The following is a 12523-nucleotide window of genomic DNA, read 5'->3' as shown; positions in this document are numbered from 1 at the left end:
ATAACAACCATGACTAAACAAAACGCGACCGATCCATCTCAAATGCAAGCAGAAGAACTGCTGTCTTTTTTGGAAGAGGGAGGCACGCTAAAAATGTTGCACGATGTGTCTCAGGACACCATCGAACATATTTATGCCGTAGGTTACAACTTTTTCCAATCGGGAAAGATTGAGCAAGCAGCGAAAGTATTTCAATTACTCAGCATGCTTGATCATTATCAGGCGCGATTTTTCATTGGCCTTGGCGCGGCTCGTCAGGAGTTGGGTGAGTATCTGCAGGCAATAGACGCCTACAGCTACGCAGCGCTAGTGGACGTAAATGATCCACGTCCACCTTTTCACTCTGCTGAATGTCACCTGAAACTGGAACAACTGACAGAAGCAGAGAGTGGGTTTTACAGCGCGAAGGAGATGTCTGCCGGAAAATCACAATATGCAGATTTGCATGAGCGTGCAGGCATCATGTTAGAAGCGGTGAGAAATAAAAAGGAGTAATTAGACTATGAGTTCTATTGCACTTGACCGCATCCAGACACAGGTTTATAGCCCTGAATCTGGCCAAGCCACGTTAGATAACGTGCAGAAAACGGCGTCTACAGCGACGCCTTCTGTGACGGTAGAAAACGTGAAGAGTAAAGATGCAGATGTACTGAACACCGGAAAAGTAAAAGTTCAGTTAGATGCACCTAACGCAGCTGTTAGCGACAAAGTGAATGATTTGACGCTAAAAGCCATGGCACAGCTGCAAAAGATCGTCGATACCATTGCAAAATCTCTCCATGCAGTTGCAGATCAAACAGGTTCGATTGCAGTCAAAATCATCGCAGGTTCTGCTGATGATTTTGAAGTAGAGCTTGCTGCTATCACGGATAAACTGAAAAGTGCTCAAAACGAGCTGAAAATTCAGGAAGTGAAGGTCGCAAAAGCTAAGCACGAAAAAGAGATGGTGGAAAACCAAGACAAAATCAAAGAATCGGAAGCCGCTGCAAAAGAAGCCCAAAAATCAGGCTTAGCAGCGAAGATCTTTGGTTGGATCAGTGCGGTGGTTTCTATTGTTGTTGGTGCCGTAATGGTGGCAACGGGTGTTGGTGCAGCAGCTGGTGCTCTTATGATCGCTGGTGGCGTCATGGGAGCAGTGAGCATGGCGCTGCAAGAGCCAGCCGTTCAAGATGCTCTAAAAGAAGCGGGCGTAAATGTCGATGTGCTAAACAAAGTCGTAATGGCATTAGAAATCGCAGTCGCGGTTATCGGAGCTGTTGTGACGTTTGGTGGTGCAGCAGCTGGCGGTATCGCGAAACTTGCAGCAAAAGGTGCTGGCAAGATAGCTCAAAAGGTCACAGAAATCGCTACGAAAACAGCTGCAAATATGGCGAAAGTGGCGGACATGGGCTCAAAAGCCGCGACAACGACCGCAAAAGCGATTCGTTACGGAGCAGAAACTGTCGATATTGCCGTCAACGTAGGTAAAGGCGCTACGGACAGTGTTCATGCCGCTAACAATGCTCACGTAACTGAGATTCAGGCAGATATCACGGACCTTCGCGCCAAAATGACCTTAAGCCAGGCCGTCATCGACAAGCTTAAAGAAGAAATTGGCAAGTTGATGGAAGATTTCCAAGAGCTGATGAGCGTCATCATGCAAATGATCCAAGCGAAAAGTGAAACCATGCAAACGGTGTTAAGCCGTCCTGCAACGGTATAAGGAGTTTATTATGCTAGATAAAGTAGGCGGAACGGGACGCGGCGAACTGTATGGTTTAGGCGACACTATCAAAACAACCAAAGCAGAAAAAACACCAGAAACAAAGCTTGAAGCGGGCGCTATTAAAAGCCAAAGTGAATCAGGTGTTTCTGGTGCAGCACGCTACCAGTTAGAGGCTCCTAAAGCACCAGCAGTGAGCAACCAAGCTCAAGTTGTTTCAAACTTAATGAACGCTCTTGCACCTACGGTCAGTTCGCTAATGAGCACAACAATGAAAGCGCTTAACGGTGAAGAGGTGATCAAGTCACCATCAGATGCGGTATCACAATCGTTGACGCTACTAACATTGTTGTATCAAGTATCAAAGCTGAGCCGTGAGCAGCAAGTGCTACAGCGTGAAATTGCTGTAGAAGCAAACGTCGCGAGTTTAGAAAGCCAAGCGGCTGAACTAAACAACTCAGCAAGCGCGATGATCGCTATGGCAGTAGTTTCGGGCGTATTAGCGGGTGCAACAGCCATTATTGGTGCGCTTGGTTCTTTCAAAGCGGGGAAAGAAATCAAGAATGAAATGGCAAGCAATAATGTACTGAAGACGCAAAAAGCAGGCTTTGAACAAGCAGAAGAGTTGATGAATAACAATGGATTATCTAAAACTCAGCAAGATCAGGTTAAGCGTGCGCACTCACTAGCAAAAGACAATATCGCGGACACGACAGCACAGCTGACAAGTGGTGGCCGTAAGTTCGATAAGCTGATGAGTTCAAACCAAGCGAAGAACGCCATTCTTCAAGCTTTGGGCCAGATGGCAAACTCTGCATCGAATGTAGAGCAAACCAAAGCGCAAGCGCGCAGCAAAGATGATGAAGTACAAGCGACTCGCGCACAAGCAGCCAAACAGAAAGCTGATGAAAACATTGGTTTCCAAGAAGGCTTATTGAAAGAGCTACGTGACTTGTTCCGTTCTATCTCAGATAGTCAGAACCAAGCGTGGCGAGCGTCAGTCCCAACGGTGTAACCTTCCATCTCATTAACTACAAAGCGTTGTTTATACAACGCTTTTTTTGTTTCAGTTATCTAAGCTAACAACTAGATATTGATACTTTCTGAGGAATTGGTTTGTAACACAATATAACGTAGTTAGGGATTTGCTCTATCCCACTTCCTTAACAATCATCAATGATTTAATTACCTTGCTAAAAGAGATTTATCTTGCATCGAAGTTGTTGTTTTTGTTGACTCAGCTCAAAGTTATCACTCCATAGTGGCCTTGTTGCATAAAATTGAGTTAGAGTGTCATTATTACTCACAAAAAGTGTTTTTTAGAGTTTTTTGTAGTGGGAGTCCTTAAAAGAAAAATATGACGATTCGACTGGTGAGCATTTGGGAACAGAATTATATAAAACTCAACTTAATAAGTAGTCGAAGATGGAAGATATCAGTTTAGCATCAGATTTAGTTATTTATCTGACTACGGTTGGAATTTTAGGTATATTCACTTGGGTTTTGTTTGTTATTTATTTGAAATCCAACTGGTTGAAGTATCTTGAAGATACTCTTGATAATGGAGTCCGATACTACACTCTGAATATATTCTTATCAGGTCAAGGTGTCCTACAATATGGCACCGTCTTTCTGAGCAAGTTTCATGCGAAACGGTATAAAATGCTAGAGAAGAGAGATAAAGTTCCAAAGCATATTAAACGATTATTTGTTCTCTCTTTCGTCTTGTTTATTTCAAGTGCCTCATGTCTTTTGGCTGGAGTTATAATTCATCATATTTATATAGAATAAAGGTTGTTTAACAAGATTATTGTAATTGAACTGATTGTTTCTATTTAATATATAATTTCGAATAGATATGTCTGTCTAAACATTTCATAAATGAAAAACTTTAAAAAGATTTAATTTTCTATGCGATACGGGTTGCGCTTACATCTTATATAGAGCCTTGTATAATGGCAGAATATGCTGATAAAAATGGTGATTGCTAAGCCAATCTGCAAGGATGAGAACTCAAACGTTATCAAATTGTTAACGGTTGCTATACTTAAACGGTCATCAACACAGGTAAAAAGGATGTTCAATGTTTAAGTTTAAGCAAATCGCACTTGCTGCTTCTTTAGCGGCACTCACAACAGGCTTTTCTGCGTCTGCGGAAGAAACGTTTGTCACGATTGGTACTGGTGGCGTAACAGGGGTTTATTATCCGACTGGTGGAGCAATTTGTCGCTTAGTCAATAAATCGCGAGAAGAGCACGGTATTCGTTGTTCGGTAGAAAGTACCGGGGGATCGATTTATAACATCAACACTATTCGTGCTGGTGAATTGGATCTAGGTATCGCTCAATCAGACTGGCAGTATCATGCTTATAAAGGAACCAGCAAGTTTAAAGAAAGCGGGCCTTTTAAAGAACTACGCGCCGTATTCTCCGTTCATCCAGAACCGTTCACTGTCGTTGCACGTAAAGACGCGAACATCAAAACTTTTGATGATTTGAAAGGTAAGCGCGTCAACATTGGTAACCCTGGCTCAGGTCAACGAGGCACCATGGAAGTGTTAATGAGCCAGTATGGCTGGAGTAACGATGACTTTAAGCTTGTGTCTGAGTTAAAAGCAGCAGAGCAATCAAAAGCACTTTGTGATAACAAAATTGATGCGATGATTTATACCGTTGGTCACCCAAGTGGAGCGATTAAAGAAGCCACTACGTCGTGTGATAGTAATATCGTAACGGTAGCTGGACCTAATGTAGAAAAATTGGTTGCAGACAATAGCTTCTACCGTGTCGCAAATGTACCGGGTGGTATGTATCGTGGCACAGATAGTGATGTTCAAACCTTTGGTGTGGGTGCGACGTTTGTTTCCTCTACTGCGGTACCAGAAGATGTGGTTTATAACGTGGTTAAAGCGGTATTTGAAAACTTCGATGATTTCCGCCGTCTCCACCCAGCGTTTGCGAACTTGAAGAAAGAGGAAATGGTAAAAGACGGTTTATCTGCGCCTCTCCACCCAGGTGCGCTCAAATACTACAAAGAAGTAGGGCTGATTAAGTAACCGTTACTTTCTCTCTTATTGATGTAGAACGCCATCTTTCGTGATTAATGCCACTCGTTTAACAGCGAGTGGCATATTTCTATCTATCATCATCCTGTACAGCGACGGAGGAGCGTGATACAGGATCTTCTATCCGAGCCCTTTATGGTCAAAATTGTTTCATTAGCCGCTCAGCGTACTGCTATTAGATACCTAGTCACGCCCAGGCTCGCTGTAATGACACAAAAACCTCGTTAAGCGATCAGCATTAATCTTTCGCGATGGCGTTTTTTGTAGGGTGTTATCTACTTGTGCAAGCTTTGTTTAAGCATAAACATCAATGAAAAAGTAGATAGTGATGAGAATAGAAGAAAGAGCAACAAACCCTTTAACATGATTGGGATTAAGTTGACGAGATACACGAGCTGCAAGATAACCACCCACCAACGTACCGACCAAAACAACGCTACCTGTGCGCCAGTCAATGGAACCATTCGCAACAAATATCACGATAGCAATGAGTGAAACACACGTAGATACCAGCAATTTCAAACCGTTCATTAAATTAATGTCTTGGTGACCCGCTACTACCAGATAACTCAGAACAATAACCCCTAAACCTGCGTTGAAAAAACCACCGTAAGCAGAGACACCAACAAGTAATAGACCCAAAGCGATTGCTCCGAGTATTCCTGCGTGTTTGTGCTCTTTCGCGACAGTTTTGATAAGCATTGTTAAACGAGAACCAGTCAGGAAAAGCACGGTGGCAAACAAGAGCAGCCAAGGAATGGCTTCCAAAAATAGCGATTCTGGTGTGTTGAGCAGCAGATATGCTCCGACAGCGCCACCTACTAAACTGAATGAGACTGTGAACAACAGTTCTTGTTTGTTCTTCATGATCTCTTCTCTGAAGCCAACGGCTCCGCTAATGTACCCCGCACATGAAGCATAAGTATTTGTTGCGTTGGCCATAATTGGAGGCACACCAACCGCCAATAGGGCCGGAAAAGTAATAAAGCTTCCGCCTCCCGCAATGGAGTTAATGATCCCACCAACTACGCCGGCAACGAATAAAAGCGCTAGTTCTAAAAGCATAAACAATCCTTGTTATGTTCTTTTTCATTGTTAGAGCTTTAGATGGCCCATCCCACATGCTCTAGTGTTCTGATATGAAGTTTACTTTACCCGCTCTAAAACAAAATTGTTCAGTTCTGTGACGTTTTTGATGACATGAACGGTTTTACTTTGAGAGTACCCTTCGAGACGAGACATAAAGTCATCATTCCAGAATGCAGGGCATTGCTGAAGAACTTTGTAGCTTTGTAATGTCCCTTTCAATACCGAACTGCCATCAGGCCAACCTTCGGGTTTAATGAATAGTCCTTTAAGGAGACGTTTCGTCACAAACCAATAGCTTACGGAGTATGGTAGATCAATATAAACGAGAGTATCGGCTGCATCTAAACGAGCATTAAAGGAGCTGATAGGCCCCAGACCATCTATGATCCAACGATCTGAGTGAAGTATATTGCTATGTGCTTCATCAAAAACGTTACGCTCAACGGGCTCACCGTTTGGTTTATAGACTATGGAATCTAATTGATGAAGAGGGAGATCGGTAGCAGACGCGATTGCTTTACTTATCGTCGATTTTCCGCTGCCGGGCTTACCAAAAACCGCTACTTTTTGCATGTGACCGCCTCCAAGAGAGTATTTCCCATACGGTAGAGACAGAAAACCCACCGCTATGGGTGGGTTCGATAAATATTGAGCGCATCAAATATCCCACCATTCCTATGGAATGATGATAATTCGTTGGTTAAGTTGCGCTAAGTGTGTATTCATGCAACTACTCTTATATATAGGCGATGACTTGTCAATATTGTTTTGCTTAATAAGTGAACGATTTGATAGGAGAAAGAAAAGCCATCGCGATGGATGGCTTTGTCTAGGTTGAAAGAGACAGCTATTACTGCTCAACGCTCACTGGCTGTGCTTTAAACTTTTGAATCAGCTTTACGATTAGTGGACTTGCCAGTACCAATACGGCTAAAACAGTAAAGGTAAGGGTAATAGGGCGCTCCCATAGGAAACTCAATTCGCCGTCTGAAATCATTAATGCGCGGCGTAAGTTCTCTTCCATTAATCCCCCAAGGATGAAACCCAGCAATAAAGGCGCAAGTGGGAAGTTAGCGAGTCGAAGTGCAATGGCAGCCATAGCGACAATCAGCATCACGAACACATCCATGGTATTGAATGAGACCAAATAAACTCCGGTGATTGAGAAGAATAAAATCATCGGCAGAAGTACCGTTCTAGGCACCGCCAAAAGCTTTGAGATGTACGGAATCAACGGTAAGTTCAGGATCACGAGTACGATGTTGCCGAAGTACATGGAAATGATCACCGACCAGAACACGTCTGGGTGCTCAACAAACAGGCGAGGACCAGGTTGAATACCATAAGCGATCAGCGCACCGAGCATTATTGCTGTTGTACCAGAACCCGGAATGCCAAGCGTTAGCAGCGGTACAAATGAACCACTAGAGGCTGCATTGTTCGCTGATTCTGGCGCGACCAAACCACGGATACTGCCTTTACCGAACTCTTCCTTTTTCTCTTTAGGTGCGAGGTTGCGCTCCATGCCATAGCTTAAAAAAGCAGCAATGGTTGCTCCTGCGCCAGGAAGAACGCCAGTGAAGAAACCTAATATTGAAGAGCGAATTGAAACAGGCGCAACATCTTTGATTTCTTCCTTCGTCACTTTCATTGAGCCAATGTTACTCAGCTTTTCCTGTTCTTCATCGCTGGTGTCTTTTGATGGTTTAAGAATGCCCATCAGCGTCTCACCCAGTGCGAATGTCGCCATTGCAAGCAACAAGAAGCTAAAGCCATCCATTAAATCCGTTAAACCGAAGGTAAAGCGTTCAACGCCTACGCCTTTATCGATACCAACTGTAGATAGCATCAAACCAAGAATGGTCATCATCCACGCTTTGATGACCTGACCTTTCCCCGCAAAAGCCGCGACTGCTGATAACCCAAGTAGCATCAACGCAAAATAGTCTGACGATTGGAAGCTAAGTGAAACGCTAGCCAATGCTGGTGCTGCGACAAGCAACATAATGGCAGATAGCGTACCGCCAGTGAAAGAAGAATAAGCTGCCAAAGCTAATGCTTTACCTGCTTGGCCTTTTTGAGCCATCGGGTAGCCGTCGAATGCTGTCACCACGGTTGAAGAACAACCCGGCGCGTTAATTAAAATCGACGATGTAGAACCACCAAATACCGCACCGTAATAAACACCCGCCATCAAAATAAGGCCAGAAGAGGGCTCTAGGCCATAAGTAATTGGGATCATCAAAGCAATGGCTGAGATCGGCCCAAGCCCAGGTAACATGCCGATAAATGTACCGACGAAACAACCAACGATCACCATCAGGATGTTCATTGGCATTACTGCAGTGGATAAACCTTGTAGAATTCCATCTAACATAATTCAGTCCTTTCTTTGACTACCAGATGGTGAAAATCAAACCCGGTTCGAGATAGATGTCCAAACCTTGAGTGAGTAATAAATAGAACGCGATCACGAATGGAAACGACGCGCCGAACAGAACGGGTTTACGTCTTTCCCCCAGCAGATAAAAGCCAGCCAATAAAAAGAAGCCAGTAGCTATCACAAAGCCTAGGTAAGTCAGGCCCACGCCGTAAAGCGCCATCAAAACCAAGAAAGCGATCAGTAACTTCCAATTAAAGGTCAGCACCGCGCCACTTTGTTTATCTGGTTGTCCTGTTACCAGTAATAACAAAGAAAGGCCTGCACCAACGTAGGTCAGGATGGTTGGCAAAGTACGTGCGGTGAACGGTTCGTATTCATCACCAGGGAACAATGGAATTTGCGAGGTTTGATAACCATAGCAAAGACAGAAGAGTAGAAAGATCATTGCGCCGACACGGTCACGACAGAGCAAATATTCTTTGGTGAAAAAGTTGGTTGAACGAGACATATTCAACTCCTAACAAAAAATAAAAAAGACCGCATATGGACGTTAATGAATAAACTAAACCATTAACAATTAAGCATTTCGCTGCTAGTCGAGCTGCTTTGGGTATATAAACAAAGGAGTGTGCATGCCGATTGTCGACAATATCCATATACGGTGAAACTTAGAGTGCAAATACAGTTGGGGAAATACCAACCCCACGTTATTGGGTGAGGTTGGTATCTGAGGGACCCAGTTCGACTGTTACTTTAGGAAGCCTAACTCGCGCATTAAGTCACCCATTTGCTGCTCTTGCTCTTCAAGGAACGCGAAGAACGCTTTGTCCGCCTTGTAGTTGTCTATCCAACCATTGCGGTCACGGACGACTTGCCATTCGTCAGTGTTGTACATTTTGGTAAATGCTGCATTCCATTCATCCAGCTTTTCTTGGCTAGTACCTGGTGCAGCAAAGAATCCACGCCAGTTAGCGAAGACAGTTTCGTTACCATATTCTGTTAGCGTAGGGATGTTTGGTGCGGCTTCTAGGCGTTTTGGTGCAGTTACCGCTAGCACTTTGACTTGACCAGATTTTGACATCTCCAGTACTTCACCTAGGCCCGTAGAGAGCAGTTGAGTTTCGCCTGAAAGAAGGGCTGCCATGGCTTTACCGCCCGCATCGTAAGCGATGTAACGAACTTTACGCGCATCAAATCCTTCGCCTTTAAATGCGGCGGCAACGACGAGGTGGTCCATCGAGCCACGAGCAGAGCCACCCGCAATTTTCACTTTGCGAGGGTTAGATTCAAATGCTTTTACTACGTCTTCCCAAGAATTGTATGGCGAATCAACAGAGGCTACGATGGCACCGTAATCCGCAATGGTGGCTGCAACGGGAGTGAGATCTCTAAAGGATTGAGGGAAAATACCTGTTAGAGAGCGAACGACGATCGGTGTTGAATTCACCATCAGCGTATCTTCTTGGCGATCTGCCGTTTCAATCAAGTGCGCAATGGCTTTACCGCCGCCGCCACCAGAAAGGTTTTGGAAAGATATCGTCTCAACGATGTCTGATTTAAGTAGCACATCACCTGTACCTCGTGCGGTCATGTCCCAGCCGCCACCGGCACCTCCAGGGATCAAGAAATGCATTTTTTCTACATCAGCAGCAAAAGCGTTAAATGAAAATGAAGCTGCGATGATCGATGCGGCGAGCGTTGGTTTGATTACCTTTAACATGTTCACGTTCCTTATGTTGGTGACTCTATTTTTAGATGAGTCTTATTTTTGTTTCAGCTTTTAACTCGAACTGGATGCTGATGTGTCAAAGGTTAATCAAGTGTTAAATTGATGTCTTTAAAACGTCGATAAAGAGAATATTGAGCATAACGGATATTTTGTTCATAAAGTTCACGCTGAAAAATTGGTTGCACATCACGCGTGCGTGCTAACAATTGCGTCATAATGGAATGACATCAAACGAATAAGGAAACAGAGAATGAAAGGGACATGTTTGTGCGGCGCTATTGAAGTGATCGCAGATGCTAAGAATGAAGTGAGTCTATGCCACTGCTCGATGTGTCGAAAATGGTCGAGTGGAGCACTCCATGCTGTGCATTGTGGTCCTAACGTAACGTTTAAGGGGGCCGAGCCAAAGCGTTATCAATCGTCTGACTGGGCGGTGAGAGGTTTTTGTGGCGAATGCGGCACAAACCTTTTCTATCATTTGTTACCGACAGGCGAGTACATTCTCTCCGCTGGTTTGTTCGACAATCCAGATTTCAAACTCTCATTAGAGATCTTTACCGATGAAAAGCCCGCGTATTATGACCTCAATCCCACCTCACAAAAGATGACATCGCAGCAAGTTTTAGAGCAATTTTCACCTAAAGAATAGCCTTTTGTATCCTTAATTGTTCGACGGCTTAATTATTTTTCTTTTATATCATTATGTTAAGAGGTGTTTGTGTGTCGACAATTTATTTTTTCCTTCGCAATTATCCCTCCATTAAGCCCGTAATAGACGATTTTCGTCGATTTAAATTACGACCTTAGTCTAAATTGTCGACAATTTACTTGATTGTCGACACTTTGATCGACTACTTTATATTCAGGTTAAGAAATTGTAGACATTTTGATGTCGGTAACGTGAGTATCTGAGTATGAACTCTGAGTTGAAAACTCGTTATAAAGTACTGGGTTCTGAGAAAGAACACACCAAGTCAGAAACACTGACAGAAACACTGATTGAAGTCATTGTGAATGGCGATGTTAAGCCTGGTCATAAAATCTCGGAGCCTGAACTGGCGAAGAAATATCAAGTCAGCCGTGGCCCTTTGCGTGAAGCATTAATGCGTTTAGAGGGGCTAGGGCTCATTGAACGTATTCCTCATGTCGGGGCTAGAGTGACCACTTTTTCTCCAGAAAAGCTGATAGAACTCTATGCGGTTCGCGAAGCGCTAGAAGGTATGGCGGCAAGGTTAGCAGCGCGACATATTACGCAAGAAGAGCTCTTGAGCTTGGAAATGCTATTGTCGACACATTCTAAGCACATCGATCAAGTGGAGGGAGCCTCTTACTTCCATCAGCATGGAGATTTTGATTTTCACTATCGCATCATCCAAGCAAGCCGAAATAGCAAGCTGATTTCTCTGCTGTGCGACGAGCTTTACCACTTGTTACGCATGTACCGCTATCAGTCACCGCGCGCGCAATCTCGTCCAAATGAAGCGCTGACTGAACACAAATTCATTCTGGAAGCCATTCGCAATCGCGATGAAGAGCTTGCAGAAATGCTGATGAGAAGACACATCTCAGGAAGTCGAAAGCTCATCCAATCGCAAATTATACATACAGAAAGTTTAGACAAAGACTAGAAGGAATTCGTCATGAGCTTAACACCGGGAGCGAAGTTCAGACTCGCCATTGAACAAAACAATCCGCTGCAAATTGTCGGCACCATTAACCCTTACTGCGCCATGATGGCGAAAAACTTGGGGCATCAAGCGATTTATTTGTCTGGCGGCGGTATTGCAAACGCGTCATACGGACTGCCGGATCTCGGTATTACAACATTGAACGACGTACTGGTCGATGTTGATCGCATCACTAACGCGTGTGATTTACCGCTATTGGTCGACATCGACACCGGTTTTGGAGGCGCATTTAATATTGCTCGCACGATCAAAGCAATGGAAAAGGCGGGTGCTGCTGCGGTTCATATGGAAGACCAAGTCGCACAGAAACGTTGTGGGCATCGTCCGAACAAAGCAATAGTCAGCCAGCAAGAGATGGTTGATCGCGTAAAAGCCGCGGTTGACGCACGCAATGATGAAAGCTTTGTGATTATGGCTCGTACTGACGCGCTAGCTGTTGAAGGCATGGACGGTGCAATTGAGCGTGCGATTGCGTGTGTGGAAGCTGGCGCAGACATGATCTTCCCAGAAGCGATGACCAAGCTGGATCAGTACCTTCAGTTCTCAAACGCACTTGAGCAAGCTACTGGAAAGCACGTTCCTATTCTGGCGAATATTACCGAGTTCGGCGCAACGCCACTGTACGGCTGCGACGAGCTTGCAAAAGCGAAAGTCGATATGGTGCTTTACCCATTAAGTGCGTTCCGTGCGATGAACAAAGCCGCTGAAACGGTTTACAAGCATTTGCTAGAAGTGGGCAATCAGGAAGCTTTGGTTGATTCAATGCAAACACGCAAAGAGTTGTATCAGCACCTGAACTACCACGATTACGAAGACAAACTTGACCAGCTATTCTCTGAAGGAAAATAGCTGGAAAAGAAAAGATAGA

At 44.3% G+C, this 12523-nt stretch carries 13 protein-coding genes; 8 read left to right on the top strand and 5 right to left on the bottom strand.

Annotated features, from left to right (window positions below):
- Positions 1 to 9 precede the first annotated feature (9 nt).
- The 5 genes from vcrH (at position 10) to ACHFJ9_RS15950 (ending at position 4757) form a co-directional block, all read left to right on the top strand.
- Positions 10 to 495 carry a SycD/LcrH family type III secretion system chaperone VcrH gene (vcrH, locus tag ACHFJ9_RS15970; protein WP_005395089.1) on the top strand — a complete coding sequence of 162 codons (486 nt, stop codon included), beginning with the start codon at positions 10 to 12 and terminating at the stop codon, positions 493 to 495.
- 7 nt (positions 496 to 502) lie between these two features.
- The gene (gene vopB, locus ACHFJ9_RS15965; RefSeq protein WP_046874932.1) at positions 503 to 1702 is read left to right on the top strand and encodes a type III secretion system translocon subunit VopB; all 1200 of its coding nucleotides are present in this window, start codon (positions 503 to 505) and stop codon (positions 1700 to 1702) included.
- A gap of 10 nt (positions 1703 to 1712) precedes the next feature.
- The gene (gene vopD, locus ACHFJ9_RS15960) at positions 1713 to 2717 is read left to right on the top strand and encodes a type III secretion system translocon subunit VopD (RefSeq protein WP_395355460.1); all 1005 of its coding nucleotides are present in this window, start codon (positions 1713 to 1715) and stop codon (positions 2715 to 2717) included.
- A 410-nt stretch (positions 2718 to 3127) separates the two neighbouring features.
- Positions 3128 to 3493 carry a hypothetical protein gene (locus ACHFJ9_RS15955; protein ID WP_258459566.1) on the top strand — a complete coding sequence of 122 codons (366 nt, stop codon included), beginning with the start codon at positions 3128 to 3130 and terminating at the stop codon, positions 3491 to 3493.
- Between the two features lie 292 nt (positions 3494 to 3785).
- Positions 3786 to 4757: a TAXI family TRAP transporter solute-binding subunit gene (locus ACHFJ9_RS15950; protein WP_046874934.1), complete on the top strand. Its 972-nt coding sequence runs from the start codon at positions 3786 to 3788 to the stop codon at positions 4755 to 4757.
- Between the two features lie 303 nt (positions 4758 to 5060).
- On the opposite strand, the gene ACHFJ9_RS15945 is transcribed toward ACHFJ9_RS15950, so the two are convergent.
- The 5 genes from ACHFJ9_RS15945 to ACHFJ9_RS15925 all read right to left on the bottom strand — a co-directional run bounded on the left by ACHFJ9_RS15945 (position 5061) and on the right by ACHFJ9_RS15925 (position 9958).
- Positions 5061 to 5831 (bottom strand): sulfite exporter TauE/SafE family protein, encoded by a 771-nt coding sequence (locus ACHFJ9_RS15945; protein ID WP_005395076.1) that lies wholly within the window; start codon positions 5829 to 5831, stop codon positions 5061 to 5063.
- An 81-nt stretch (positions 5832 to 5912) separates the two neighbouring features.
- Positions 5913 to 6428 carry an adenylate kinase gene (locus ACHFJ9_RS15940; protein WP_104971761.1) on the bottom strand — a complete coding sequence of 172 codons (516 nt, stop codon included), beginning with the start codon at positions 6426 to 6428 and terminating at the stop codon, positions 5913 to 5915.
- A 277-nt stretch (positions 6429 to 6705) separates the two neighbouring features.
- Positions 6706 to 8232: a tripartite tricarboxylate transporter permease gene (locus ACHFJ9_RS15935; RefSeq protein WP_395355457.1), complete on the bottom strand. Its 1527-nt coding sequence runs from the start codon at positions 8230 to 8232 to the stop codon at positions 6706 to 6708.
- A 19-nt stretch (positions 8233 to 8251) separates the two neighbouring features.
- On the bottom strand, positions 8252 to 8746 hold the full coding sequence (locus ACHFJ9_RS15930) for a tripartite tricarboxylate transporter TctB family protein (protein ID WP_048626438.1): 495 nt from the start codon (positions 8744 to 8746) through the stop codon (positions 8252 to 8254).
- Between the two features lie 240 nt (positions 8747 to 8986).
- Positions 8987 to 9958 carry a tripartite tricarboxylate transporter substrate binding protein gene (locus ACHFJ9_RS15925; protein WP_395355455.1) on the bottom strand — a complete coding sequence of 324 codons (972 nt, stop codon included), beginning with the start codon at positions 9956 to 9958 and terminating at the stop codon, positions 8987 to 8989.
- A 259-nt stretch (positions 9959 to 10217) separates the two neighbouring features.
- On the opposite strand from ACHFJ9_RS15925, the gene ACHFJ9_RS15920 reads away from it, so the two are divergent.
- The 3 genes from ACHFJ9_RS15920 to prpB all read left to right on the top strand — a co-directional run bounded on the left by ACHFJ9_RS15920 (position 10218) and on the right by prpB (position 12504).
- The gene (locus tag ACHFJ9_RS15920; protein WP_395355453.1) at positions 10218 to 10616 is read left to right on the top strand and encodes a GFA family protein; all 399 of its coding nucleotides are present in this window, start codon (positions 10218 to 10220) and stop codon (positions 10614 to 10616) included.
- A gap of 265 nt (positions 10617 to 10881) precedes the next feature.
- Complete coding sequence (locus tag ACHFJ9_RS15915) at positions 10882 to 11595, top strand: GntR family transcriptional regulator (RefSeq protein ID WP_005395069.1); 714 nt, start codon at positions 10882 to 10884, stop codon at positions 11593 to 11595.
- Between the two features lie 12 nt (positions 11596 to 11607).
- The gene (gene prpB / locus ACHFJ9_RS15910) at positions 11608 to 12504 is read left to right on the top strand and encodes a methylisocitrate lyase (protein ID WP_176319610.1); all 897 of its coding nucleotides are present in this window, start codon (positions 11608 to 11610) and stop codon (positions 12502 to 12504) included.
- Positions 12505 to 12523: the final 19 nt, after the last annotated feature.

Source organism: Vibrio sp. D3 (assembly GCF_043995865.1).
GTDB lineage: Bacteria > Pseudomonadota > Gammaproteobacteria > Enterobacterales > Vibrionaceae > Vibrio > Vibrio diabolicus.
This window is presented reverse-complemented; position numbering and strand designations above follow the sequence as displayed.